Raw genomic sequence first — 26,035 nt, 5'->3', positions numbered from 1 at the left:
TGCGACCAGCGGGTGGATCGGGACGGCGACCCGCGGACTCCAGAAGCATCCGTCAGTCACCGAAGCCGAGTGTTCCAGTAGGAGACGGACGCAAAGTGATCCGTAATAGGGGTGCCACCGACGGCCGTATCGAGCGTTCGAATGGGCGAGGCAAGCGAGTTCGGGATCGACCGGTACGCTCCGTAGGGGACGAGAAAGTCGTCCTCGACGTCGACCAGCGTCAGGTCCGTCTTCGCCAGCAGCGTCGAAACCTCGCTTTTCGAGTAGAGTCGCGATCCCATCGGCAACGCCCAGTTGTAGACGCTTCGGGCGCTGAATCGGTTGAACGTGTCGAAGACGATCTGTTCTCGCGAGACGCGGCGCATCTCCCGTAAAAACGCCTCCGGATCGTCCGCAAGGTGGAAAAATCGCATCGCGATGACGGTGTCGAAGTGATCGTCGGGAAACGGCAGCCGCCCCGCATCGCCCCGAAGGAACTCGAGGGTTCCCGATAGCTCCGCGTTCTGCGATTTCGATCGTCCCTGCTGTAACATCGCCGCCGAAATGTCCAGTCCCACGACGTCCGCGCCGGCCTCCGCGAGCATCACGGTAAATCGCCCGGTACCACAGGCGATCTCGAGGATGCGCCGGTCCTCGACCGGCGTGATCGCCTCGAGGACAGCCTCCTTCTCGCGGCGGTCGATGAGCTGTCCACCGCGCGAGAAGCGTTTATCGTCGTACTCCTCGGCGACGTCGTCGGCCTGGTACCACTCCTGTCCTTTCACACTGGGCACAACTACAGGAGCGCGGGGATAAAACGATACTGGAGTCGGTCGACGACGCCGGTCGCTGGCGACGACCCAGTCTCCGGCGATGGGAGCCGGTTGCCCTGGAGCCACTGGCGACGACCATCGTGGACGTGGTGTCGATCTAGAGTTAATACACCATTCATACACCTATTACAAACTGGATTGTTCGTATCTGCATATAGGGAAGCTTTACCATCGATTATTCCACTCGGGTAGATATGAGCACGAGCACAGCCGAAGACAGGATCGGTGCCGCAGAAGAGCCACTGCCCGAAGAGGAGTACCTCGAGCGACTCCGCGACCTTCCACCGAGTGCGAAACTCGTCGCGAAGGTTCTCGAGACCGACTCCCCGCTCTCGCAGGGGCAACTCGCCGAGGAATCGCTGCTTCCGGACCGGACCGTCCGGTACGCGCTCAACAGACTCGAGGACGTCGAACTCGTGGGCTCGCGCTACAGCTTCCGCGACGCACGCAAACAGGTCTACTTCCTCAGGCGGTAGACGCGTCGTCGTCGCGTTCGATCTCGATACGCACTTTTTTCTCCAGGCCCGTGAGGACGTATGAGGGTTACTCGCCACCCCGTCGAGACCACGACCCGCGCACCGACGGGATCGACCAACGCGTATCTCGTTGGGACCGATCCGGCGATGCTCGTCGATCCCGCCGGGCGAACGGACGAACTCGACCGAGCAGTCGCCGAACGCGGGGTCGAACACGTCCTCCTCACGCACACCCACTCCGACCACGTGGGTGCCGTCGACGTCTACGCCGCCGAGACCGGGGCGACCGTCTGGGCCAGGCGCGGCCACGTCGACCGATTTCGGGACGCGACCGGGCGCTCGCCCGACCGGACGGTCTCGCCCGAAACGTCGATCACACTCGGCGACGACGCCGTCCGCGTCCTCGAGGCCGCCGGACACGCGCCTGACCACGTCGCACTCGAGGCTGGGCAGAACGGACCCATCCTCTGTGGCGACTGCGCCGTCCGTGACGGGAGCGTCGTGGTTGGCACACCCGATGGAGACATGCGCGCGTACGTGGACACTCTGCGGCGCCTATGGACGATCGACCCGCCAACGCTGTTTCCCGGCCACGGTCCCGCCGTCGAGACGCCCCGGGAAACTCTCGAGCGACTGCTCGAACACCGCGCCCGGCGGGAGCGTCGGGTCCTCGCGGCCGTCGACTCCGGCGCGCGGACGCTCGAGGAGATCCTCGAGACGGTCTACGAGAAAGACATAAGCGGCGTCTACGATCTCGCCGAGGCGACGGTCGTCTGCCACCTCGAGACACTCGACGCCGAGGGCCGACTCGAGTGGGACGGGTGCCACGCGACGCCGAGCCGGGAGTCGGAAACGTCGTGAATCGGCTCAGGACTGCCAGTACGCCCGCGTGAGCAAGACGAGCACCGGGAAAATCTCGAGGCGGCCGACCCACATGTAGAGGATCATCAGAAGCTTGGAACTCCTCGGGAACGACTCGTAGCCGCCCATCGGACCGGTGACCTCACCCAGTCCTGGGCCGATGTTTCCGAGGGTCGCGATCGAGGCGCTCACGACGTCGATCAACTCGAGTTCGAGACCGACGCGAGCCGCGTCGGCGGCGAGCAGCCCGACGCCGACGAAGAAGATGACGAAATACAGCAGCGTGAACGCGTAGATGCCACGGACCGCGTCCTCGTCGAGCACCTGCCCGTTCATCCGGACCGGGCGAACCGCCTCCGGGTGGATGGCCGTGAAGACCTCGCGTCGCAACGACTTGAGGATCACCAGCCAGCGAAGCACCTTGATCCCGCCGCCGGTCGAGCCGGTGGAGCCGCCGATGAACATCGCGAACAGCAACAGCCCCTTCGCGGGCCCGCTCCACGCGACGAAGTCCGTGTTCGCGTAACCGGTGGAGTTGACCAGCGAAGCAATCTGGAAGGTGGCGTAGCGAGCCGACCGCTCGAGGTTACCGCCGACGACACCGGTTTCCGGCGCCTCGAGTGCGGAGAAAAACAGCATGCCCGTACCGACGACCGACAGCGTCGTGACTGCGCCGAGGTACAGCCTGAACTCGTTGTCCCGGAACAGGGCCCACGGATCGCCGGAGATCACGTGCCACCACAGCACGAAGTTCACGCCCGCGACGAACATGAACGGAACGACGAGCCACTGGACGGCCGGCGAGAACGCCTCGATGCTTCGGGCTTCCGGCGAGAATCCGCCGGTCGGGAGCGTCGTGAATCCGTGAGCGATCGCGTTGTAGAAGTCCATGTTCGGTGCGTACCCCGCGAGGTGGAGCCCGTAGAGCAACGCGATGTAGACGACCGTAAAGAAGAGGTAGGCAAGCCAGAGCACGCGAGCCGTCTCCGCGATGTGTGGCGTGAGTTTCGAGACGCCGGGGCCCGGCGTCTCGGCCTCCATGAGCTGGGCACCACCGACGGCCATCTGCGAGAGGATCGCGACAGCGAGGACGATGATGCCCATCCCCCCGAGCCACTGGGTGAGCTGTCGCCACATCATCATCGCCCGCGAGTGGGTCTCGAAGGAGATGTCGTTCATGACCGTCGCTCCGGTCGTCGTAAAGCCGCTCATGCTCTCGAAGAGCGCGTTGACGGGGTACGCGACCGCTCCGTTTCCGGCGAGCACGTACGGCAACGCGCCGAAGACGGTCGCGAGCAGCCAGGTGAGCGCGACGACGAGAAACGCCTCCCGGGCACCGGGGTCCGGCTCCGACTCGAGTTGCCGAATCGAGAGCCCGAACCCGGCGGTCGCGACCATACTTACGACGAATACCCAGAGATCCTCGCCGCCGTAGGCGAGCGAGACGACGATCGGAACCACGAACGCCAGCGAGAAGGCGGCGAGGATAGTCCCGACCAGAGCCAGTCCGGCACGCCAGTCGACGTGGATCTGCCGGTGCATTCAGATCGCCTCGAGGACCTCCTCGAGGACGTCGCCGTCGACGAAACAGACGACGTGGTCACCAGGTTCGATCGTCGTCTCGCCGCGGGGCGTGATCAACTCGCCGCCCCGCGAGATCGCACCGATGACGACGCCGGACGGGAGGTCGTTCGTCACGTCGGCGATCGGGCCGTCCACGAGCGCGCTGTCCGGGCCGACTTCGATCTCGATCACTTCCGCCCGGTCGTGTTCGAGCATCGCGATCTTCTCGGTGTGTTCGGCCCGCGTAAAGCGGACGATCTCTTCGGCGGTCTCCTCGCGCGGGTTGATCGCGACGTCGATCCCGACCGTCTCGAAGAGGTCGGCGTACTCGAGGTTCTCGATGACCGCGACGGTCCGGTCGACGCCGAGTCGACGCGCCAGGAGGGAGACGAGCAGGTTCTTCTCGTCGCCGTCGAGGGCGGCGACGACGACGTCCGCCTCGTCGACGTGTTCTCGCGCGAGGAACTCGGCGTCGGTGGCGTCGCTCTGGAGCACCATCGTTTTCGGCAGTGCCTCGGCGCACTCGCGGGCGCGGTCCGGGTCTTGTTCGATCAACCGTGGATTGTAACCGTGCTCTTCGAACTCGCGAGCGGTCTGGAATCCGATCTCGCTGCCGCCGACGACGACCACTTCGTCCGGACTCGCCGTGTCGGGAGCGGCGATGTCGGTGCTGAAGTCCGTGACCGAGTGTGGGCTGCCGATCACGACGATCCGATCGCCGGCACGGAGTTCGGTGTCGCCGCTGGCGACGATCATCTCGTCGTCACGGAAGATTCCCGCGAACGTCAGCGAGTCCCACCGGTCGGCGTCGGCGACGGTCGTGCCCGCGACGGGGCTTTCGGGTCCGATCTCGAATTCGGCCATCCGCACGAGCCCGCCGACGAACATGTCGACGTCGTGTGCCGCCGGAAGCCCCGCGATACGGAAGATCGCGCGTGCGGTCAACAAGTCGGTACAGACCATGAAGTCGACGCCGAACGCGCCGTGCGATCCTTCCCACGTCTCGAGCAGAGTCCGTCGCCTGACGCGGGCGATCGTGAACGCGTCGCCTGCGGCTTTCGCCGCGCCACAGATGACCACGTTGGTCTCGTCGCTGTCGGTCGAGGCGATCACGAGATCGGCTCGTTCGATTCCGGCCTCGCGCAACGTCCCGAGTTCGGTTCCGTCGCCGCGGACGGCGAGAACGTCGTGTGAGTAGTTCAGTTTCTCGACGATATCGCTGTCCGGGTCGATCACGACGACGTCGTGTGAATCCTCGAGGTTGGCCGCAATCGCTTGGCCGACGGCTCCTGCGCCGACGACGATCACGCGCATGGATCGTACCCCATTCGTTCGAGCCGACGTTACTGGGTTTGGAAACATAGAGCTATCGCTCGAGCCGTTGGATGACTGCCTGACGGAACGTCCGTGGAGCACGTTGGTCCCCGCGGGCCATCAGAACCGTCCCGTCGCTTTCGTTGACGATACGCTGTGGGATAGATCCGTACAGCGCCTGCGCGACGGTACTCGTTCCGGTCGCGCCGACGCAGACCGTTTCGTACGCCGTCGCCTCCGCGACGAGCACGTCTCTGACGTCGTCGTCCGTGACGATCACCCGTGATTCGTACTCGTCGGTCGCGAGTTCTGCATCGGCCGCGACGTCGGAAATTACCTCAGTACCGATCGCCTCGAGATCGACGTCCGCGTCGTCGGGCTCCGACTGGACGTTCAACAGCGTCAACGAACTCTCCGGGAACGCCCGTGCGAGTTCGGCCGCTCGGCGCGCCGATGCCGACGCGTGTGGTCCGCTCCCAGCGAGCATGACGATGTTTCCGGGCGTCTCGACCGGGTTCCTGACGAGCGTCACGTCACACCGTGCCCGCTCGAGGAGCGGGTCGATCGTCGAGCCGAAGAGGACGTCCCGTCGACGCCGTTCGCCACCCCAGCCGAGGAGAACGTGATCCGCGTGTTCCTGCTCGAGTACTGACAGCAACGACTCGCCCGCGCTTCGTCCGACGATCGCCCGCGTCCGAAGCGGGACGTCGAGTTCCTCGGCGACCCCTCTGGCGTTCTCGAGGAGTTCCCCCTGGCGTTCGACGCGTTCCTCCTCGAATTCGATCTGGGATGGCGAGGTCTGGGGCGGTACTTCGATCACGTTGACGGCGACCAGTTCGGCCTCACCCGGTCGGCTCGCGGCGCTCGCGGCCGCATATTTAATTAGCGGACGCTGAGTTGCCGGGTTCGACACGGGAACGACGACGCGGTAGACGTCCGCGTCGACGTCTGTCTCCTGTGGAGCGACGGCTTCGCCGATGAGCGTCGTCGAGATGGCACGGTCTTTCGCGTAGCCGGCGTACCAGAGGATGCTGAGGAGGACGATGAAAAGTCCGATCAACTGGACCCACGTGATCGGTGCGAGCGAGAGCGTGACGGCACCGACCGAGAAGGTGACCACACTCTCGCCCATCTGAACCATGACTACGAGACAGGCGACGAAGCCAAGAATCGGGACGATCGGGTAGAGTACCGACGGTATTCTGAAGTCGGGGTCGTACCCATCGGGCTCGGCCCGTCGCAGGACCACGACGGCCACGTGGACGAGCGCGTACGTGATGAGGAACATGAAACTCGCGACGTCCGCGAGCGTGTCGATCGGGAGCGGGCTGGCGACGAGTGCGAGGATGACGATCCCGGTCGCGATGATCGCGCGGTACGGCGTCCGGTACCGTTCGTGAATCTCGTTGAGCCAGTTGGTGAGGATCTTGTCGCGGCCCATCGCGAAGTTGACGCGTGCGGCCGAGAGGATCGATGCGTTGGCCGAGGAGATCGTCGCCATGATCGCGCCGACGATCATGATCGTCGAGCCGACCGCCGCGAACTCGAGGGTGTAGCCGCCAGCGGTCGCCGCACCGAGGTTCCCGGCGGCCGCGGCCGCGACGTCCGCGACCGGAACGTCCGATTCGGCGAGCGTCGGAATCTCGAGGGTGCCGGTGCTCACGAGCATGACGAGCACGTAGAGGATCGTCGGCGTGACGACTGCAGCGATCATCGACAGCGGGAGATTTCGACCGGGATCTTCGATCTCCTCGGCGCTGGTCGCGATCACCTCGAAGCCGATGAACGTGACGAAGACGGTTCCGGCGGTCGCGCCGACGGCGGGCCACCCTCCCGCCGCGGTAAACGGCGTGAGCAGATCGGGATCGATCGCGAACAGCCCGACCGCGATGAAGACGAGGATCAGTCCGACCAGGAAGATGACGATGACGTTCTGGAGCGAGCCGGTCTCCTTGACGCCGCGGTAGTTGACCCCCACGAGGATCGCCGACATGACCAGCCCGGCGAGGATCACACCGGCGGCGTCGGAGGGGAGATTGAGAAGGTACTGGCCGAAGCCAAGCATGTAGAACGCCGTCGCGAACATCAGCCCGGCCCACATCCCGAAGCCGATGATCGTCCCGAAGAAACTGCCGAGCGCGTGGTTGACGTAGTAGTAACTCCCGCCGGCTTTCGGCATCCCGGTCGCCAGTTCCGACAGCGACAGCGCCGCCAGCAAGGCGACGACGCCGCCGATTGCGAACGCAACCATGCTCGCCGGACCCGCCGCCTCGGCGACGATTCCCGGCAGGACGAAGATCCCCGCACCGATCATCGTCCCCAGTCCGAGGGTGTACGCCTCGAGAAATCCGAGGTCCCGGGCGAGTTCCTGATCCGAATCAGCCATGGTCCAGTGTTCCTCGTCGGTCCGAATCACGATACGAACGGACCGATTCAACCACGACTATTTTTGATTCCTGAACAGCGTTCATATACCAGGTTGTGATTCGATCCCATGAGATAAATGTATTGACTCATCCGTACTTCCGGAGAGTACGTGTCAGGTAGTCCAAACGAGTCGAACCGGTCGGAACCGCAAACTTGTCGGATATCGTTCGCCGAATCTCGATCGAAGGAACGATCCGGCAGGGGAGGGTATCTTCACGTCGGTCAGCGCGGTTCGAATTCGTCTCGGAAAACGAACCGTCGACGCAACGCAGGATTGACGCGGCTACACCGAAGCTGCTGTGGTGCTCGTTCTTTGGATCGTACTCCTAATTTCGATCAAGTAATTTATCCCCCCTCAACTTTCGATAGGGTCACCGAAAGGACCTATACATTCGGAGTCGAAATGTCTTCGTATGGGAAGTAGCAAACGGGAACTAACGGATCGACGCGTTGTGGCCACCAAGGTGAACGACGGATGACGTCACAGTTGCTCCAACGGGTGATCGTTCCGGTCGCCAACGAAGACGACGCCCGGACGACGTGCGAGGCGGTAAAGCACCATCTCGACGAAGAGGCGCGGATACACCTCGTTCACGTGATCGAAAAAGGGGGTGGAGCGCCCGACAAAGCACCACTCGGTGCGCGCCAGAAACAGGCCACCGAAACGTTCGAACTGGCCGAAGCGGTGCTCGAGCCGGCCGGGTACGAATTCCAGACCGAGGTCCGCTACGGAACGGACGTCGTCGACGAAATCGTCGCCGCCGTCGACGAGCACCGCGCAACGGCGATCGCGTTCCTCCCCCGAGAGGGTGGCCGAATCACGAAGTATCTCACCGGAAATAAAACACGGAGTCTCGTCGCGACGGACCGAGTTCCGGTAATCGCACTCCCGAACGAATCGACGTATAGTAACAACTGATACGGTTTACTGTCAGTCATCACTGGCGAAACCGCGAACAGTCTGCGGTTTCGCCGGTAAATCGTTACAGCAATCCGTATGAAACGACCCACACACCGATCGCCGATCCGCCTGGCGATCAGGTGTGTACTGACTTTCAGTGGCTACTATAATTCCGTTCGTTCTACCGCCGTCTCTCCCGACGGCCGACGGTTTCGCCGCGACGCAGTAGCCAGGCCGGAAGCGACCGTTTTCGATACAAAAATTATCGAACGCCAAATTGAGGGATGGAAACTCCCGTGGATATATATTCCGGCATTACACAGATTGATGCATGGGCGATGGGACCGGCGGAAGCTATCGGCTCGACGAGATCGATCGACGGATCGTCTACGCGTTGATGGCCGACGCCCGGAACACGTCCGCTCCGGCGATCGCCGAGGAGGTGAGCGTCTCCGGAGCGACGATTCGGAACAGAATCGCACAGCTCGAGGAACACGGCATCATCGAGGGCTATCACGCGACCGTCGACTTTGAGCACGCCGACGGTTCGCTGATGAACCTCTTTCTGTGTCACGCGGCGTTCGGCGACGTCGAGGGCGTCGCCCGCAAGATCGGGACGATTCCGGGCGTCATCAACGTCCGGGAGCTGATGGGCGGCCGGATGAACCTCCACGTCCTGGCCGTCGGCACCGACACGAGCGACCTCCGACGGATCGGCCGCGAACTCGAGAATCTGGAGGTCGAGATCGAAGACGAGTTCCTCCTCCAGAACGAACACGACTTTCCGTACACGCCGTACGGGCCGGCCGACGGCCGCCGACTCGAGCCGCTTGCCGACTACATCAGCCTCACCGGCGGCGCGGACATCGTCGAGGTGACCGTCTACGAGGACGCCCCGATCGCCGGTCGAACGCTCGAGGAGGCCGCCGCGGACGGGACGCTCGCGGACGAAACGCTGGTCGTCGCGATCGAACGCGACGACGCCGTCATCACGCCACACGGCGACACCGAGATCCGACCCCACGACGTCGTGACGGTGTTCTCGCCCGACGGAACCGACGAACCCGCACTCGAGGGGTTCCAGGTTCCGTCCGGGGAGCCGAGTCCGCGAGCCGAGTGAGATGCCCGTCGACAGACTCATTCCCGAGTTCCTCCAGCGGGACGACGACGCGCCGAACGAAGACGCGGTGCTCCACGAGTGTCGCCACTGCGGCTCGAAGTTCGACGAACCAGTGTCGCAGTGTCCGGTCTGTGACTCGACGGAGATCGCAACCTACGAGTTTCCCAACGGCTCGAGCGACGAGGACGAGAGCCGGGGCGAAGATTTCTGAGCGGATCGACGACTCTCGTTAACGGTTCTGTGCGTGGTCGATCGCGAGCGAGAGAACGAAGTAGACGATCGCGACGCCGGCGAGAAACCCCGGATCGATCCCGCTCTGCCAATACTGGTACGCCCCGACGACGAGGACGACGATCACCGTCCCAACGAGGTGATACCGCACGCGTAACGAGGAGATGTCCATACTCGAACGTCTCCCGACACACACATCAACGTACCCCGCCCCCCTCTAAACGCCGGACACTCACACGCCCGGTTCGCGGACCACGGTTCCACGTCGACGCCGGCCGGCAAGTCGAGTCCGCGAACGCGATCGACCGTCTTTTGCGCGTCCGCGCCCTACAGCCTCGCGTGCGATCGCTCGAGGCCGAACTGGCAGATGCCCGCTCGCTGTCGGTTGCCGAGCTCGCGGACGCAATCGAGTCCATCGGTTTCGAGTGTACCCGCTGTGGTGCCTGCTGTACGGGCCACGGCGAGGACGAACACACTGCAACGGTGTTCCCCGACGAGATACGCATCCTCGTCGACGACGGCCAGTCCCCGGCCGACGGCGGCGTCGCGAAGTCGACACTTGCGGATCGCGGCGGCGGAGAGACGAACGCGACCGCCGCCAACGACGACGCCGACTCGAGCGCCGCCCGCGAGTGGCGAGACGTCGCCCGCCCGATGCCGTACGGGCTCTCGGAAGGCGAGGACGGCCTCGAGGGCGAGACGTTCGAGTGGGCGCTTCGGACCGACGGCTGTGGAGACTGCACGTTCTACGAGGAGGACGACGCCGGCGTCGGGAGCTGTACCGTCCACGACGATCGGCCGCTGATCTGTCGAACGTATCCGTTCAGCGTCGACCTCACGAACGCTGCGAGTGAGGAACCGTCGGACTCGCGCGACGGAGGGGCCACCGGCACGAGCCAGCCGATGGGCGAGACCGTCGACGGGGAGGGAGTGGTCCGCGCCCACGAGTGTGAAGGGTTGGGAACCGAGATTCCGCGCGCGGATGCCGAGGACCTCGCTCGCGCATTGAAAGAGCGGGCGGTCCGCGAACGCGAGGAGGCGATCGCCGTCCGGGACGCCTACGAACCCGCCGATCCCAGCCCGGGCGAGATCGTCGTCCACGACTCCGAGGGGGCGAAACGGCTCGACGGAACGCCCCTCGAGCGGTGAGTCGTCGACCCCGATCGGATCCGCGAACAGAACCGACCATCGGCGTCGGACCGATAGGAAATTGAGTCGGCTCTTCGAACGTCGACCATGACTATCGACTGGGATCCGATCACACACGTCACGAAGGTCGATCCCGCCAAGGAGCTTCCGTCCGACCTCGAAGTGCTCGGGGGAACCGATCTGATCCCCGTCGGCGGTTCCGACGACGTTACCGAGACGAACACGCTCGAGGCGATCGGGGCGATCGACGAGCACCTGCCGTCGGTACCGGTCTGCCAGGAGCCCAACAGTTCTTCACACGTCTCCCGAGAGACGATCGACGCCGTCGACGCGCTCGCGGTTCCCGCCGTCTACAACGGCGACCGAGATCACTTCGTCGGCAAACACGTCGATCTGTTCACGGAAATCGGCCGGAAACCGGAGAAAACCGTCGGCTCGAGTGTGCCAGTCGTGGGCGACCTCATCGCGTCGAAAGGCGTCGACGTGGTCTCCGAACTCGCCGCGAAGCTGTTCGGCGAGGGATACGTCGTCCAGAACCTCGAGTCGGCGGCGGCGGACCGCGCCGGCGTCGAATCGACGTGGACCCCCGAGAAGATCGCCGGCGCGGCACTCGCGACGGAGACGTTCTACCGCTTTCCGATCTTCTACGTGGAGTACTCCGGAACCTACGGCGGACCGGCGGACGTCGAAGCGGCCTCACGATACCTCGAGGAGACGACGCTTCTGTACGGCGGTGGGATCGACAGCGCCAAGAAGGCGACCGAGATCCTCGAGGCCGGCGCGGACGCGATCGTCGTCGGCGACTGTTTCCACGACGATCCCGAGACGTTTCGCGAGACGATTCCGAGCCGGTAGGATCGGTCGGGGTTGTTACACGAGTGGGGAGGGGCCGTAGCCCGCACCCGTCTACAATGGCGACGTTGTCGCCACGCGGTCGGCGTTGGTGACAACGTCGCGAAATCGTGTTAAAACGTCTCTTCGATGATCTCGCCCACGGCGAAGTTCGATTTGACTTCGGTGACTTCGATCTTGACACGCTCACCGACTTCGGCACCGGGGACGATGATGACGTATCCCCGTTCGACGCGGGCGATTCCGTCCCCCTGCTTGCCGATGTCTTCGATCTCGACGTACCGTGTCTCCCCGATGTCGACCGGCGGTTGTGGCTCCGACGGCGCACTCGGTGGGCTCGTTGCCGTCGAGTCCTCGTCGGCACCGTCCGCCGCTCGAGAGATGAGCGCAACGCGGTAGACATCTCCCGGATCGATGTCGCCAGTTTCGACTTCCTGACGTGGTACCTCGATAACGTACCGATCCTCCTCGGCCGTGACCTCCGTACTGAACAGACACAGGAGTTTTTCAGATATTTCCACAGGTAGACCCTCAATAGCTTCTCAGTTCCCCCTCCATAATAGAACTACCGACCGCTCGAGCGCCGGCAACCGAGAACCCGGTGTTCCATGGGGATGTCGTTCAGGCTGTGATCGGCCACTGACAGCGAAATTACAGCAGTTCGGTTCAGTCGGCACGCCCGGACCCGCGAGCCGTCGCGAACCGCGAGAGATCGACTTCGAGGTCGAGATCGGCGTCCGTGACCGACTCGTAGGGGCGGTTGATGACGACGTCGCCGGCCGTCCGGTCGCCGATACCGGGGATCGCCGTGAGTTCGTCGATCGAGGCGTCGTTGAGATCGAGCGGATGGGGGACGCCGGTGACGGATCGGTAGCCGTGATCGACGACAGCGACGTCGATCGTTCGCCCGAGATCGCACTCGCCCGGAATGCCGACGAGCAACGGGTACGTTCCCAGTTGACGGCCGAACGTCGTCCCGTCTTGATGGTACTCGAGGTGAACGTCCGGGAGGACGGTCCCCGCCGGGGCGACGCGCTCGAGCATGGGGTTGTCGATCTCCTCACGAACCTGGCGCTTGTAGCGTTTGAACAGCTTCTTGTGTTCGTTTGCGATCTCGGCACCCGTCTCGGACATTTCGGTCCCGTCGAACGACATCACCTGCCGGATGTTGACGCGTCTGAGCATGTACCCCTCGTCGTAGACTCGCCGCAGAAACGCGAGGTTGCGCTCGTAGGTTTCCTCGCGTTCGCCTTTGAGACCGTGCAGGAGGTTGATTCCGGGAAGCAACTTGGGGAGCCGGCGGGGTGCTTCGTCGCCAAAGGCGGGCGCGTCCTCGGGGCCCGCGCTCGCGCCGTCGGCGGGCCTCGAGTCCCTCGGCCCACCCGGGCGCCACCCCGCCTCTTCGTTGACGATCCGAACGGCCTCGAAACACTCCTCGGCGCTGACGTTCAGGTTGTTCTCCTCCTGGACCACCGGATCGGCCGACTCGAGACCGAAGGCGGCCGTATCGCCGGGCGTGTTGTGTTCGGCGATGATCCGGAGCCCCTCGCGGCTCTTCTCGGGCCACTCGACGATCGTGATCGGGTTCACGTTGTCGAGGTGTAACGTCTCGAGATCGGGTGCGACCTCGCGGATGCCGCTGTAGAGTTGTCTGAGCGCGTCGGGGTTCGGCGCTTCGCCGTCGCCGCCGTAGGCCAGAATGTCGGCTTGGCGGCCGATTCGGAAGTGTCGAACGCCGAAATCCGAGAGCGCGTCGACCTCGCCGACGACCGTCGGCGGTGGCCGGAACTCGGGGTTGCCGTACAGCGGCTCGGTACAAAACGAACACCGGTAGGCACAGCCCCGCGAGGTCTCGAGTTCGGCGATGAGGTAGTCGGGGTGATTCGGGTGTTGTTCGACGACGAACGCGCCCTCCCGGGCCCACCGCGAGACCTCGTCGATATCGCGCATTCGGTTGTTGAACCCCTCGAGACCGCTCTCGACGAGATCGTAGACGGCGGCCTCGACGTCGCCTTTCGCGACGAAGTCGAAATCGAGATCCTGGCGTTCGGTCTCGGTCGCCCCCTCGTTGGCGTCGCCGACGCCGAACTTGATTGGACCACCCATCAGGCTCGTTCCGCTTGCCGTCCAGGCGAGTTTTCGAACCTCGTCCGGTTCGGCCGGCGTTCCCCCGACGTAGTTGCCGGGAACGGTCATCCCACCGAGGTAGATCAGCAGGTCGGCCTCGTCGACGTCGCGCCACCGGTGCTGTTCGTCCCGCAGGCCGTCGATCGTATGATAGGTGATCTGTTCACGTGGGACGCCCGCGTCCACGAGCGCTCCCGCCGCGTATCGTGGGTACGTCGAAACGTACGGCGGCACCCCGAAGTGGGCGGGCTCGTCGACGTAGCCGTCGACGATCGTCACCGACAGCGTTTCGGGGTCAGTCATGGCTCGAGGTAGCGCCTCGAGCGGTAAAACGGTGACTACATCGGGGAACGGACGGGGGATGCGTCGCTGCTCTCCCAGCGTTGATATAGCCGGAGGCCCTCGAACCGGGTATGCCACCGACCGAGGAGGTCCGCTGTACGGACGACGACTGTTTTTTGGACCTGTTCGAAAACCACTACACCTACGACGTTCCCGACGACTTCGAGGTTGCGGCGCTTTCGTGTCCGGTCTGTGGTGAAACCGATTCCCTGGAACCGGTCAAATTGTAACACGATGTTGCGGGTTGGAGCCAGCCGACCCGCCGGTTCGTCAGACGTTAATTTCCCCACATCAAAACCAATATGAAGCTACAGACCGTAGAGGGATTCTCGAGTATGTCCCCCGGCTCCGCCCACATCCTCGCTCCCGACGCCACAACGACGACCGCCGCCCGCTCTCGAGGTGAGCGTGTATGACCCTCGAGGAGTTCGGTTCTGCGGTCGGCAACAGTCTGTATCGACAGATCGGACGTGCGAACGGCCACGTCCAGAACTATCGCTCGCTCCCCGTCGACGTTCTCGAGGCCGACTCGTCGTATCTCGTCGTCTTCGATGCCCCCGATACCGAACCCGACGACGTACAGGTGCGATACCACGACGGAAACGTCAGAGTTCGTATCGACCGATTTCGCGAGTTCCGCGAGGGGTATCGTATGCGGTTTCCCGGTCGCGGGATGACGTTAGACGGAGAAGCCGAACTGCCGTCGGATGCGGTCGTCGAGCCGGACGCCGGAACCGCGACCCTCTCGGAGAACGGCACGATCCGCATTGAAATTCCGAAAGCTGCCCCCCGTGTCGAGTCCGGCGAAACTGACGAATCCGGTAGCGTCGACGGACCGAACGCCCCCGGAACTGCGGAGTCGTCCAGTTCCGCCGGCGACGGCGTCGCCGTCGACGACTGAGACGGTTTACTGTCAGTCAGTTCCGGTAAACCGCGCCCCATCCTGGACGATCGCACTCCATTCTGATCTCCCGGAAAATCGGGACCGCGCTCCGGCCGTGTGGACGTTCGTCACTCCTCGAACGTAAACGTCATCCCCTCCGTGACGTCGAACGCCTCGTCGCCGTCGAACCGGGTCGGGTCGTAGGCGTCGATCCCGTCCCCGCCGAGTAGCTCTTCGGCGATCCGCGCGCCGATCGCCGGTGCGCGCATGATTCCCTCCCCCTGGAACCCGGTCGCGACGTACAGCTTCGACTCGAGTTTACCGACCAGCGGATCCCGGTCCGGCGTCGCCGTACAGAGTCCGGCCCAGGCTCGCTCGAGGTCGAACGAGCCGGCGGGAAACCGGTGGGAGACCCGCTCTATCAGGTCGGTCGAAAACGTCGAGTCCGCGTCGCGGTCGTAGCCCTCCGGATCGGCCTCGCGTTCCTCGGTCCCGTTGCCGGCGAGGATCCCCTCCGCGTGGGGGCGAACGTAGAAGTCGCCGGTGGCGTCGTAACACATCGGCTCCGCGAGGTCGGCGTCGGCGACGAGTGCCTGCACTCGGTACGGCTTCATCGCGATCGAAATCCCCGCGTCCGCGAGCACGCGTTTCGTGTGGCCACCCGCTGCAACGAGTACGGCGTCGAACTCGCGTTCCTCGCCGTCGACGACGATCCGTGCGGGGTCCGCTCGAATCGCGACCGGCGTCTCCGTCTCGATGGTTGCCCCTGTGCCGCTGGCAGCCGCCGCGAGACACGCCGTGTATCTGGCCGGATCGGTGTAGCCGGCTGCGCCGGCGATTCCTGCGACTGCGACGTCGTCGGTCCGAAGCGACGGAAATCGGTCGGCGAGCGCGTCGCCATCCGCCTGGAGCGCGACGATACCGTGTTCTTGCATCCGCTCGACGCCCGTTCGAACGGCATCGACGCGCTCGTCGTCGCCCTCGCGTGCGAGCCAGACGTACGGACACTCGACGAACGGGAACGTCTCCTCGCCCGAGAGGGCTCTGAATCGCTCGACCGATTCGCCGGCGAGATCGGCGTCGAGTGGGTCGGCGAACGCGTCGTAGCAGATTCCCGCGGCCCGGCCGCTCGCTCCGCTCGCGACCGTTCCTCGATCGTACAGGGTCACATCCGCTCCCTCGCGTGCTAGTTCGTACGCGGCTGTCGCGCCGACTGCGCCTGCACCCACGACCGCAACGCTCGAGCCCGCACCGCGGTCGGTGAACGCGTCGGTGCCGACCGCGAGTTCCGCCTCGAGGTCCTCGCTTTCGGTCATCGTAGACCAGGCGACGAGACGCCAGATAGCCGTCGCGTTCGGATACTTCGGGAGTTCGTTACGCGACTTCGTGTCGATATCATAGTGCCATCTGCGTTCGGATCATACTTACCTCTGGGTGGTCCGTTCCAGCATCCACCGGCCGGACGTGCCGGCTCAGACTTGCCGAACCACCCCATCAGACCTGCGAACGATCCACGCGCTCGGGCGCTTCGAACCCCGTTGCGAGCTCGAGCAACTGGACGAGGATGCGGCCGGTCGCACCCCAGACGGTGTAGCCGTCGACGTGGAAGTAGTGAACGACCATTTCGCCGTAGTAGGGATGATCGCGCCGTTCGTACTCGTAGTTCGCTGAGTCGAGAAACCCCGCAAGGGGAAGAACGACGATCTCGGCGACTTCGTTGCCGTCGCGGTGATACTCCCGGTCGGGGATCCGTCCGACGAACGGCGTGACGGCGTACTCCGTGATCGTCCGAATGTCGTCGAGCTGGCCGATCATGTCGGCCTCCTCGGACCCGAGGCCGATCTCTTCGGCGGACTCCCTGAGCGCCGTCTCGAGGAGGGAGTCGTCGATCGGCTCCGCGCCGCCACCCGGAAAGCTCATCTGTCCCGGATGTTCGCCGAGATGATCGGCCCGGCGCGTAAATAGGAGGTGGTCCTCGTCGTTTCGATCGACGACCGGCGCGAGAACGGCCGCGTCGTACGGCTGATCGTCTATCTCGACGGGGGTGTGCGCCGCGACAGGGTCGAGATCGAAACGGCTCATCTCAGTCGAGTGCCTCCGTCAGTCGGTTTCGCTCCGTCGTCAGGTCCACGGGCGCCCACGCCTCGAGGTCGTAACTGACGTCGATCAGCTCCTCGAGTCGATCCTGGTCGCCGCGTTCGATCGCGTCGTCGACTGCCTCGACGAACCGCTCGGACGTCGATTCGCCGAGGGCCTTCCGGTCGAGGTCGCGTCGATCGATCCCGAGGATGTGTGGAACGTCCTCGGCGTGGTCGGGAACCGACGGGAACGCGGTCGGGCCGGCGACGAGAAGCGGCGACGGATCGTCCGAGCGCTCGTAGCGAACGAGGGCGAACGAGTCGAGTGCATCGGTGATCGCCGCCGAGAGCGCGGCGTCGTCGACCGATCGGCCGTCCGCACGGTAGGCCGCTTCCGAGAGCGCACGCTCGAGTTCCGCTCGAGTGAGTCCGCCGAAGAGATCGACCACGCCGGCCAGTTCGTCGGCGGTCGCGTTCATACCGCTCCCAACGAGTGGTGCGCTGATAAAGATTGATAGCGTCGGGCACACCCGTTACCGCGAGTCGCTCTTCTGTGTCGGTTGTCGCGATGAATCCCCGGCCGACGATCCGACCCGCCCCTCGAGCCACGGCCGCGCAGCCGCGAGCACCGCCTCCGGTTCCAGTGGCGCGTCCACCCACCGGGGGAGCCGCCGGTCGGGGCCTGGCTCGCCGATCGACCTGGCGTAGCGAGCGAGTTGGTCCCGTTCGCCCGCGACGTCGTACTCGAGTCCGTTGAACGCCGCATCCGCCCGGTATCCGTCGATCAATCGCTCGCCCGCGACGCGACATCGCTCGGCGAGGGTCTCGTACTCCAGGCCGACACCGCGTTCCTCGAGGACTCGCAGCAGTTCGGCGGCGACCTCGCGGCTCATTCCCTCGAGTCCCGTCTCGCCGGCGACCGCGCGGTGGTCGTGAACGTGCCGGCCGAGGTCGACCTGCGCGGTCCCCGAAAAGCCAGCGTGATCGAACGCATCGCCAAGCGTGCCGACCTCGAGCCCCCAGGCTCGTGGCGCGCGGAGGTGGCGAGCCAGCGACGCGCTGGCGGCGAACTCTCCGGCCAACGCGTACCGGAACGCGCCGAGATAGTCGACGATCGGCTCGTCGTGTTCGGCCCCAACGGCGGCGATCAGCGGTTCGTAGAACAGCCGAAAGAGGCGGCCGTACAGCTGACCGTCCTCGACGCGGGCGTAGTACCCCTTCGAGAACTCGAATCCGAACGACAGCGGCGTGAGGAGTCGTCGTACGTGATCGGCCTCGTAGCTCCGGGCGTCGGCGTCGTGAACGACGACGAACTCGCCGCGGTCGGCCGCCGGCCCCAGTGCGAGCCAGACGTCGAGTCCCTTGCCGAACGCCCCCGACAGCCCGGCCTCCGCAAGGAGCGTCTCGACCGCGGGCGAGTTACACCAGAGCAACTGGATCGGCACCGAAAACGACTCGAGCCACTGGCGAAACGTTCCGATGCGCTCCGCTGGCGCGCGCACGGGAACGAAAACGGCGGCCGGATCGAGCGACTCGAGTTCCGAGAGCACGCGGTCGGCCGCGGGGCTCTCACACTCCCGGTCGGTCATCGGAACGACGACGACCGTGTCGTCGACCGCCCGCTCGAGGTCGCCGGACGCGTCGGGGGAGCGTCGGCCCCCACTCAGGTCGTGGAGCGTCGCGATTCGCTCCTGGACGTACTCCATCGGTGGTGTGTTCGGCCCCACCGATAAAACGGCCACGACTCCGGCGAACGAGACGGGAGGACGGAAGCTATCGGGTACTCTATACGAAATGGCAGAAAGCCCCGGTCTTTTTCTCCCCTACCTTCCTACAGAGTGAACATGAAATCAGTCCGAAAGGCGCTACGCAAAGGCGACCTCGAGAAGGATACGTACGATCGTCTCGTCTGTAGCGAGTGTGAAAAGCCCCTGAAGACCGAAAACGATCCGGACGAGATCAAGACCGTCCGGATCTGTCCGGACTGCAACGAGGAGTGGAAGGAGATCAGATAACGAGTCGATCCGCCGAGGCTGTCGAACTCGGAATCGACAGCGACCACATCGACACGGCCCGCGAACTACCCGTGGCCGCGACAGCGCGTCGGGATCACGTTTTTCATCGCGAAGTGGCTCTCTCGAGAACCCCTCTCACCGCTCTCCGGACAGCGCCGAGAAGAGCCGTTCTTCGAACTCGGCTTTGTCGATACCGTCCGACGGACCGATCCCCCGCATGTGATCGACCGAGAGCTGTCCGCCGCCCATCCGCGCGTGCCCGCCCGCGTTCGCCATCGGAATGTCGCTGACTGCGTGTCGGAGCGTCTCGCCCATGTGGACGCGGTCGTCACGCGACCGGCCCGAGAGGTGGATCGTCCCGTCGCTTTCGCCGTAGACGACGACCGCCGTCACCCCTTCCAGATGCATGAGTTCGTCCGCTGCCTGCGGGATCGCATCGACGTTCGAAATGGTGCCGACGTCACAGATCGCGAACGGACCCTCGACGCGTTTCTCGGTGATCGCGGTCGCTTTGATCTGTAACACGTCGTCGCTGACCTGCGGGTTGGCGATTCGCTCGAGCAAGTCCTCGTCGATCGCGTCGAACAGATAGGAAGCGGCGTCGAACTCCGCACTCGAGCAGCCGTTGGTGAGGTGGTTCGTGTCGGCCTGGATGCCGTACAGGAGACCGGTCGCGAGCTCCGGCGTGAGGGTGAGTGTTCCGTCATCGCCGTTCTCCTCGTCCTCCGTGGTCGCGCCCAGTTCCCGGACGTACTCGGTGACGATCGTCGCCGCCGCGCCGTACTCCGTCCGGACGTCCGTGAACTTCGTCCCGGTCCCGTTTCCGGGATGGTGATCGACCACGGCGATCGGCTCGACGGTCTGTGCGCCGGTAAAGCCCCGCGGGGTGTTGTGATCGACCAGTACGACTGCGTCGGAAGTGAGCTCGGAACTCGACTCGACGCTCTCGAGATCCAGGCCGAGGACCGTGCGAAACGCCCGATTCTCCTGGTGGCGGATCTCACCGGGATACTGCAGTGTCGTCTCCGTGTCGACTGAGTCGGCGATGGTGGCGATGCCCATCGCACACGCCATCGCATCGGGGTCGGGGTTTGGATGCATCAACACGGAGACATCGTCGTAGCCGGCGAGCACTCGTCGAAGGCGAGCGCCCGGTGGGCGACGGAACCAGCGAATCAGCCACCAGACGCCGAGCACCAGGGCGGCGACGCCGAGGATCAGAAGCGACAGAACCAGCGGCTCGAGCGAGGTAACCCCCTCCACGACACCCTCGAAGGACGAAACGTCCACGTCGGCGAACGCGACGGTCCTCGAGGGCCCGGGATCGTACATACCGGACACTTATATTGAATTACCAAGAATTTTCCCCTGTTTTGGCCGATCGATGGTTCGGAGAGGAACACGTTCGCGTCCCCGAACCCGATCGCACTCCCCAGGTGACTGTCATCCCGTGTACGCGTCGACCGCGTCGCGATACCCCTCGCGAAACGTCGGGTAGGCGAACTCGTAGCCGAGTGCACGGAGCCTCTCGTTGGAACACCGCTTGCTGGTCAGGATCCGTCGACGGGCGGCGTCAGAAAGGTCGTCGTCCTCGAGCCGTTCGGCTTTCGTCCGCTTCGGCGGTCGGTCGACGTCGCACTCGTCGGCCAGCCAGTCGGCGAACGCCCACTTCTCGGCGGGTTCGTCGTCGACGACTTGAACGACGTCACCGCGCGCGAGCTCTTCCTCGAGCAGGTAGCGGACCGTCCCCGCGGCGTCGTCGCGGTGGACCATGTTCAGGTAGCCCTCGGTGACCGGCCCCTCGAGGTAGCGCTCGAGTCGGTACCGCCCCGGTCCGTACAGCCCCGCATAGCGCGCAACGGTGCCGTCGTACCCGTACTCGGTCGGATACTCGAGGGCGATCCGTTCGGCCTCGGCGAGCACCGCGGTTTTCTCCGTCGTCGGCTCGAGCGGCGTCTGTTCGTCGACCCAGTCGTCGTCGTGGTCGCCGTGGACACCCGTCGAGGAGGTGTAGACCAACCGATCAGGTGGGTTTTCGCGTTCGCCGAAGACTTCAATCGCCGTCCGGAGACCGTCGACGTAGATCTCGCGGGCTGTCTCGGCCCCGCGGCCGCCGCTGCTCGCAATAAAGACGATCGCGTCTGCGTCCGGAACGTCCGCCAGCGCGTCGGGGTCGGTGATATCGGCCCGGACGGCCTCGAGACTGGCGTCCTCGATCCGGCGAACGCCCTCCGCGGAGCGCCGGACGCCGACCGCGTCGTGTCCACGCGTCTCGAGCTGTCGGCCCAGCTCGAGGCCGACGTATCCACAGCCCAGTATCGCGACGTGCATACGCCGAGTCGGGAGCCGACGACAATAGGGTCGTCGCTCGAGGTACAGTAACTGAAATGATCCACACACTGATCACCGATCCCGCTGGCGATCAGGTGTGCAATGACGTTCAGTGGCTACTATAGAGGACGAGGTTCTGCCGCGTTTCGAGTGAGTATCGTCCGGAACGGTTCGATCACGGCGTGTTGTCGACGATCACGTACTGGATGTGGACGAACTCCTCGAGGGACATCGGCGCGCGGCGTTCGATCTTCTGTTGAATCTCCTTTGGGTCCAGGTCGATCTCGAGTTCGCTCTCGACGGCGTCGACATCGAGGACCGCCGTGGACATGCCGAGAAGCAGGTGCTCGCAGGCCATCGTCACGATCGTCTCCGGATCGGGCGCGCCCTCCGCGAGCGACTGGATTTCGGCTGCGTCCTCGAGTGAGAGGTCGGGAGCGTCGCCCGCAACGAGTGCGTCGACGACGTCCCGATCGAGCCCGGTTTCCGTGGCGACGGTATCCAGACCGTGGGTCTCGACGACCGCCTCGAGGTCGCCCTCGTACTCCGCTCGCAGTTCGGCGGGCGAGCCGGGAACGGCCATCCGCTGTTCGTAGAACATACCGAAACCGACAGCGCTCGGCCACAAGTGGGTTACCATTCAACAATCGCGATCGATCGGTGGTTGGGCTGGTGATCGATCGGGACAGTCCACGTCCCGTGATAGCACGTGTATCTCATCGGAACGTTCAACTTCCCTCATGCGTATGACGAATTGTATGAAAGTCGCCCTGATCGGGATCGGTCAGGCTGGTGGGAAAGTCACCGAACGGCTCGCCCGGTTCGACGCGAACATGGGCTTCGACGCCGTTCAAGGTGCCCTGGCCGTCAACTCCGCAGAACCCGACCTCCACTCCCTCGAATTCGTCGACACGCAGCTGATCGGCGCCGACCGCGTCAACGGTCACGGCGTCGGCGGCGACAACGAACTCGGTACCGAGATCATGCAATCGGACATTCAGCAGGTCCTCGGCAACCTGGACGGCCGCGTCACTTCCCGCGCCGAGGCAATCTTCGTGATCGCCGGCCTCGGTGGCGGGACGGGAAGCGGCGGCGCACCCGTTCTCGTTCACCACTTGAAGCGGGTGTACGACGTCCCCGTCTACGCACTCGGCGTCCTTCCGGGCCGAAACGAGGGTGCACTGTACCAGGCCAACGCCGGCCGCTCGCTGAAGACGCTGCTCAGGGAGGCCGACTCAACGCTCCTGATCGACAACGACTCCTGGCACGAACAGGGAGAGAGCGTCGAGGGTGCCTTCGAGACGATCAACGAGAAGATCGCCCGGCGTGTCGGCCTGCTGTTTGCCTCGGGTGAGGCGACCGAGGGCGTCGGCGAGAGCGTCGTCGACTCGAGTGAGGTCATCAACACGCTTCGCTCCGGCGGCGTCTCCGTGCTGGGGTACGCAAGCGAGGTTGCAAGCGAGGACAGCGCCGAGAACATCCAGGTGACCATGACGGTCACGAGACAAGCGCTGTTGACCGGAACGAGCATGCCCGCTGCGACCGCAGCTGACTCGGCGCTCGTCGTCATCGCGGGCGAGCCCGATCGCATCCCCCGCAAGGGCGTCGAGCGGGCCCGCCGGTGGGTCGAAGACGAAATCGACAGTATGCAGGTCCGTGGCGGCGACTTCCCCATCGAAAGCGAACGACTGGGCGCGTTGGTCCTGCTCGGCGGGGCCGAACGCTCGGCCCGCCTCGACGAGTTCATGGAGCGTGCGAAGACGGCAAACGAGACTGAGGCGCGTGATCCCGACGAGAACGTCGACCAGCTCACCGACGACCGCCTCGAGAACCTATTCTGATACGGTATACTGTCAATCGCTACCGCCGAACCCGCAGACAGGTACGAGTTCGCCGGTACATCGGTACAGCAATCCGTATAAGACGGATCGCGACCCCGCAGTACGGGGCGGCGATCCGTCTGCGTCACGCCGGGAAATAGCCACGCCACACCCAATCACACGAGGTGCGACGCGGCGACGGCGTCGGTCGGTCGCCGCCTCGAGTGGAGAAACTGATAGGGATTATCGTAGAAGTCCATGGATTACCCGCCCGTCGGTCGAGACACGGTGTCGACAGACAAGCGGCGAAGCGATCGGTTGGCGACGATAATCCCTCCGAGTCGAATTCGTCCACCCGTTTATATGTCGTGTGGGTCGGCATGTTACTGTCCAACACGGACGACGGGGCGTCTGCTAACGGTTTTCACGGTTTTTTCGATCGGTACTTTTAAATTACAGGCGACAGTATTCACGGGTACCAGAACGCCACCGGGGCGCGTATCGCTCGACGATCGATGACAGGAAATCTTACTCACCGAGATTTCGCAGATTCCGAGCGGTCGCTCTCTTCGGCCGATACCGACGTACGTCACCAGCGACGAATGCGTCGGTGGTCGGTCCGACCACTCCGGTGCGGGTATGGCACAGAGGTTTGAATAACACATGGTAGACGAATCGAAAAACATCGAACTGACGGAAGACGACCTTGAAAACAAATCGAAAGGACAGCTCATCAAGATGGCGGGCCAACTGCGAGATCGGCGAAACGATCTCAACCAGATGGCCTCCGAGCGAGCCTCGAAACGCGACGACCTCAACGCGAAGACACGCGAGAAGGTCGACGAGGCCCAGGAACACCGCGAACAGCGTGACGAGTTAAACGAGCAGGTCCAAGAGCACAAGGATAAACGCAACGAACTCAACGCGGAGGCCAACGAGCTGTTCGACAAGGTCGAGAAGCTCAAATCGGACATGGAACTCGACGAGGGCAAGGACCTCGACAAGCTCAAAGAAGAGATCGAGCAACTCGAGTTCAAACAGCAGACCGAGGTCCTCTCGAGTGAGGAAGAAAAGGAGCTCATCGAGAAGATCGAGTCCAAACGCGAGGAGTACGAGGAGCGAAAGCAGAAACTCGACCAGAACGAGGACCTAGAGGGACTCGTCGAGGAAGCCGAGGAGGTTCGCTCCGAGGCCTCCAAACACCACCAGAAGGTCACTGAACTCGCGGACAAGGCCCAGGAACACCACAACCAGATGATCGAGGCCTACCGCGAGGCTGACGATATCCGTGACGACGCCGACGACATGCACGACTCGTTCGTCGAGGCCCAGGAGGCCGCCGACCAGCACCACGAGGACTTCGTGCGCGTCCAGAAGCGTCTGCGCGAACTGGACAAGAAAGAAGAAAAGGAGCGCAAGTCCGAACGCGACAAGAAAAAAGAGGAAGCCAAAGAGGAAGCCGAGGAGATCTATCAGAAGTTCAAGGAAGGCGAGACCCTCGATACCGAGGACCTGATGAAGCTCCAGAAGACCGGGCTCCTGTAACCGCGGTCGTCGCTTCGATTCGTCTTCCGTTCGATTTTCGACGGTTCGACACCGAGCGATGCCGTCGGTGGATGCGGCAGACGACTCTTTTAACAGGTCAGCACACGCAGACGGTGATATGACTCGAGGTGTGATCGATGGTCAGTAAGGCTGGAATCGGTCGGCTCGCGATCGTGCTGTCGGGAACGGTGCTGTTTGCCGTCCTCGGCGTTGGACTGTTCGTCGTCTATCCAGAGACGGTGGCGGAGCTACTCGGTGTCGTCCTCACACTCGGCGTGTTACTCGTTGGCGTCAAGATCGCCGGAAGCATCGCGGGCTCGCTGTTTCCCGGTTACGACGTCGCCGAGGTCGCAGTCGAGGGGCCGATTACGCGTGACGGTGGGAGTGGTGCGCTCCCCTCGAGTCCGCGAGCGACGCCGGCGGACGACATCGTCGAACAGATCGATCGGGCGAACGACGACGACAACGTACAGGCGTTACTGGTGAAACTGAACACCCCCGGTGGAGAGGTCGTCCCGAGCGACGACATCAGGCTCGCAGCCGATCGTTTCGAGGGGCCGACGATCGCCTACGCGACCGACGTCTGTGCAAGCGGCGGCTACTGGATCGCAAGCGGCTGTGACGAACTCTGGGCCCGCGAAGGGTCGATCGTCGGCTCGATCGGCGTCATCGGCTCGCGGGTGAACGCGAGCGAACTCGCCGAGAAGATCGGTCTCTCGTATGAACGGCTGGCGGCCGGCGAGTACAAAGACGCCGGAACGCCGCTGAAGGAGATGGACGACGACGAACGCGAGTACCTGCAGGGGGTGATCGACGACTACTACGAGACGTTCGTCGAGCGCGTCAGCGACGGCCGGGATCTCGAGCCGAAGTTCGTCCGCGACACCGAGGCCCGAATCTACCTCGGCGAGTCGGCTCACGAACTGGACCTGGTTGACGAACTCGGCACCCGCCGGGACGTCGAGGAGGTGCTCGCTGATCGCCTCGAGACGGACGAGGTGACCGTCCAGGAGTTCGAACCCGAGCGGCCGCTGGTCGCTCGCATGGGAGCCGGCGCGCGATCCGTCGCCTACGCCTTCGGGGCCGGTATCGCCGGACTGGCCGAACCGAGGGAGTTTCGACTGCGGTCCTGAGACGGTTTGCTGTCGTCAGTTCTGGAAATCGAGAGAACCGGTACGTGAACGAAAG

Annotated in this window: 27 protein-coding genes; 13 read left to right on the top strand and 14 right to left on the bottom strand. The window is 64.1% G+C overall.

Translation table 11 applies throughout. From position 1 onward, the window contains the following. Positions 1-56 precede the first annotated feature (56 nt). A complete protein-coding gene (locus GRS80_RS03805; protein ID WP_343161433.1) occupies positions 57-764 on the bottom strand; it encodes a class I SAM-dependent methyltransferase in 708 nt (235 codons plus the stop codon). Between the two features lie 242 nt (positions 765-1,006). On the opposite strand from GRS80_RS03805, the gene GRS80_RS03800 reads away from it, so the two are divergent. Further along, on the top strand, positions 1,007-1,288 hold the full coding sequence (locus GRS80_RS03800; RefSeq protein WP_160046398.1) for a helix-turn-helix domain-containing protein: 282 nt from the start codon (positions 1,007-1,009) through the stop codon (positions 1,286-1,288). Positions 1,289-1,348: 60 nt separating this feature from the next. After that, entirely contained in the window at positions 1,349-2,149 is an 801-nt protein-coding gene (locus GRS80_RS03795; protein WP_160046397.1) for an MBL fold metallo-hydrolase, read from the top strand. Between the two features lie 6 nt (positions 2,150-2,155). On the opposite strand, the gene GRS80_RS03790 is transcribed toward GRS80_RS03795, so the two are convergent. From GRS80_RS03790 to GRS80_RS03780, 3 genes are read right to left on the bottom strand one after another with little or no spacing between them, the layout of a single operon-like run. Next, positions 2,156-3,691 (bottom strand): TrkH family potassium uptake protein, encoded by a 1,536-nt coding sequence (locus GRS80_RS03790; RefSeq protein ID WP_160046396.1) that lies wholly within the window; start codon positions 3,689-3,691, stop codon positions 2,156-2,158. Then, a complete protein-coding gene (gene trkA / locus GRS80_RS03785) occupies positions 3,692-5,026 on the bottom strand; it encodes a Trk system potassium transporter TrkA (protein ID WP_160046395.1) in 1,335 nt (444 codons plus the stop codon). A 52-nt stretch (positions 5,027-5,078) separates the two neighbouring features. Further along, a complete protein-coding gene (locus GRS80_RS03780; RefSeq protein WP_160046394.1) occupies positions 5,079-7,412 on the bottom strand; it encodes an amino acid permease in 2,334 nt (777 codons plus the stop codon). 516 nt (positions 7,413-7,928) lie between these two features. Between GRS80_RS03780 and GRS80_RS03775 the strand changes: the two genes are divergently transcribed. The 3 genes from GRS80_RS03775 to GRS80_RS03765 all read left to right on the top strand — a co-directional run bounded on the left by GRS80_RS03775 (position 7,929) and on the right by GRS80_RS03765 (position 9,685). Beyond that, entirely contained in the window at positions 7,929-8,372 is a 444-nt protein-coding gene (locus GRS80_RS03775) for a universal stress protein (protein ID WP_160046393.1), read from the top strand. Between the two features lie 313 nt (positions 8,373-8,685). Further along, on the top strand, positions 8,686-9,474 hold the full coding sequence (locus tag GRS80_RS03770; protein ID WP_160046392.1) for an Lrp/AsnC family transcriptional regulator: 789 nt from the start codon (positions 8,686-8,688) through the stop codon (positions 9,472-9,474). A gap of 1 nt (position 9,475) precedes the next feature. Next, a complete protein-coding gene (locus GRS80_RS03765) occupies positions 9,476-9,685 on the top strand; it encodes a hypothetical protein (RefSeq protein ID WP_160046391.1) in 210 nt (69 codons plus the stop codon). An 18-nt stretch (positions 9,686-9,703) separates the two neighbouring features. Here the strand turns inward: GRS80_RS03765 and GRS80_RS03760 are convergent, their stop codons facing one another. Continuing rightward, positions 9,704-9,877 (bottom strand): hypothetical protein, encoded by a 174-nt coding sequence (locus GRS80_RS03760; protein WP_160046390.1) that lies wholly within the window; start codon positions 9,875-9,877, stop codon positions 9,704-9,706. A 167-nt stretch (positions 9,878-10,044) separates the two neighbouring features. Between GRS80_RS03760 and GRS80_RS03755 the strand changes: the two genes are divergently transcribed. Next, complete coding sequence (locus GRS80_RS03755; protein ID WP_343161432.1) at positions 10,045-10,854, top strand: YkgJ family cysteine cluster protein; 810 nt, start codon at positions 10,045-10,047, stop codon at positions 10,852-10,854. Between the two features lie 87 nt (positions 10,855-10,941). Then, on the top strand, positions 10,942-11,709 hold the full coding sequence (locus GRS80_RS03750) for a heptaprenylglyceryl phosphate synthase (RefSeq protein ID WP_160046388.1): 768 nt from the start codon (positions 10,942-10,944) through the stop codon (positions 11,707-11,709). A gap of 110 nt (positions 11,710-11,819) precedes the next feature. Here GRS80_RS03750 and GRS80_RS03745 read toward each other — a convergent pair whose 3' ends face one another. Both GRS80_RS03745 and GRS80_RS03740 read right to left on the bottom strand, forming a co-directional pair. Further along, positions 11,820-12,227 (bottom strand): TRAM domain-containing protein, encoded by a 408-nt coding sequence (locus tag GRS80_RS03745; protein WP_149082077.1) that lies wholly within the window; start codon positions 12,225-12,227, stop codon positions 11,820-11,822. 145 nt (positions 12,228-12,372) lie between these two features. Then, the gene (locus tag GRS80_RS03740) at positions 12,373-14,136 is read right to left on the bottom strand and encodes a radical SAM protein (protein ID WP_160046387.1); all 1,764 of its coding nucleotides are present in this window, start codon (positions 14,134-14,136) and stop codon (positions 12,373-12,375) included. Positions 14,137-14,246: 110 nt separating this feature from the next. Between GRS80_RS03740 and GRS80_RS20295 the strand changes: the two genes are divergently transcribed. Next, positions 14,247-14,405 (top strand): hypothetical protein, encoded by a 159-nt coding sequence (locus GRS80_RS20295; RefSeq protein WP_200840316.1) that lies wholly within the window; start codon positions 14,247-14,249, stop codon positions 14,403-14,405. Between the two features lie 182 nt (positions 14,406-14,587). Further along, on the top strand, positions 14,588-15,076 hold the full coding sequence (locus GRS80_RS03735) for an Hsp20 family protein (protein WP_160046386.1): 489 nt from the start codon (positions 14,588-14,590) through the stop codon (positions 15,074-15,076). Between the two features lie 110 nt (positions 15,077-15,186). Here the strand turns inward: GRS80_RS03735 and GRS80_RS03730 are convergent, their stop codons facing one another. The 4 genes from GRS80_RS03730 to GRS80_RS03715 all read right to left on the bottom strand — a co-directional run bounded on the left by GRS80_RS03730 (position 15,187) and on the right by GRS80_RS03715 (position 18,842). Next, on the bottom strand, positions 15,187-16,374 hold the full coding sequence (locus GRS80_RS03730) for an FAD-binding oxidoreductase (protein WP_160046385.1): 1,188 nt from the start codon (positions 16,372-16,374) through the stop codon (positions 15,187-15,189). Between the two features lie 178 nt (positions 16,375-16,552). Further along, positions 16,553-17,140: a CoA pyrophosphatase gene (locus tag GRS80_RS03725; RefSeq protein WP_160046384.1), complete on the bottom strand. Its 588-nt coding sequence runs from the start codon at positions 17,138-17,140 to the stop codon at positions 16,553-16,555. A gap of 1 nt (position 17,141) precedes the next feature. Next, positions 17,142-17,615 carry a hypothetical protein gene (locus tag GRS80_RS03720; RefSeq protein ID WP_160046383.1) on the bottom strand — a complete coding sequence of 158 codons (474 nt, stop codon included), beginning with the start codon at positions 17,613-17,615 and terminating at the stop codon, positions 17,142-17,144. Positions 17,616-17,669: 54 nt separating this feature from the next. Continuing rightward, on the bottom strand, positions 17,670-18,842 hold the full coding sequence (locus tag GRS80_RS03715; protein WP_160046382.1) for a glycosyl transferase family 2: 1,173 nt from the start codon (positions 18,840-18,842) through the stop codon (positions 17,670-17,672). Positions 18,843-18,980: 138 nt separating this feature from the next. Between GRS80_RS03715 and GRS80_RS20290 the strand changes: the two genes are divergently transcribed. Next, positions 18,981-19,151, top strand: coding sequence for an HVO_0758 family zinc finger protein (locus GRS80_RS20290; protein WP_200840315.1), 171 nt, complete (start codon positions 18,981-18,983; stop codon positions 19,149-19,151). Between the two features lie 135 nt (positions 19,152-19,286). Here the strand turns inward: GRS80_RS20290 and GRS80_RS03710 are convergent, their stop codons facing one another. From GRS80_RS03710 to GRS80_RS03700, 3 genes are all read right to left on the bottom strand, one after another. Then, positions 19,287-20,483 (bottom strand): DHH family phosphoesterase, encoded by a 1,197-nt coding sequence (locus tag GRS80_RS03710; RefSeq protein ID WP_160046381.1) that lies wholly within the window; start codon positions 20,481-20,483, stop codon positions 19,287-19,289. A 111-nt stretch (positions 20,484-20,594) separates the two neighbouring features. Further along, positions 20,595-21,482: an NAD-dependent epimerase/dehydratase family protein gene (locus tag GRS80_RS03705; protein ID WP_160046380.1), complete on the bottom strand. Its 888-nt coding sequence runs from the start codon at positions 21,480-21,482 to the stop codon at positions 20,595-20,597. Between the two features lie 175 nt (positions 21,483-21,657). Then, positions 21,658-22,083 (bottom strand): DUF5791 family protein, encoded by a 426-nt coding sequence (locus GRS80_RS03700; protein WP_160046379.1) that lies wholly within the window; start codon positions 22,081-22,083, stop codon positions 21,658-21,660. A gap of 157 nt (positions 22,084-22,240) precedes the next feature. Between GRS80_RS03700 and GRS80_RS03695 the strand changes: the two genes are divergently transcribed. The 3 genes from GRS80_RS03695 to sppA all read left to right on the top strand — a co-directional run bounded on the left by GRS80_RS03695 (position 22,241) and on the right by sppA (position 25,980). After that, on the top strand, positions 22,241-23,323 hold the full coding sequence (locus tag GRS80_RS03695) for a tubulin/FtsZ family protein (protein ID WP_160046378.1): 1,083 nt from the start codon (positions 22,241-22,243) through the stop codon (positions 23,321-23,323). A gap of 642 nt (positions 23,324-23,965) precedes the next feature. Next, positions 23,966-24,847 (top strand): phosphoserine phosphatase, encoded by an 882-nt coding sequence (locus tag GRS80_RS03690; RefSeq protein ID WP_160046377.1) that lies wholly within the window; start codon positions 23,966-23,968, stop codon positions 24,845-24,847. A 137-nt stretch (positions 24,848-24,984) separates the two neighbouring features. Beyond that, positions 24,985-25,980, top strand: a complete 996-nt coding sequence (gene sppA, locus GRS80_RS03685) for a signal peptide peptidase SppA (RefSeq protein ID WP_160046376.1) — start codon at positions 24,985-24,987, stop codon at positions 25,978-25,980. Positions 25,981-26,035 lie beyond the last annotated feature (55 nt).

This window comes from Natrialba sp. INN-245 (assembly GCF_009807105.1).
Classification (GTDB): Archaea; Halobacteriota; Halobacteria; order Halobacteriales; family Natrialbaceae; genus Natrarchaeobius; species Natrarchaeobius swarupiae.
Note: the sequence above shows the minus strand (reverse complement) of the source record. Positions and strands in the feature narration are given on the sequence as shown.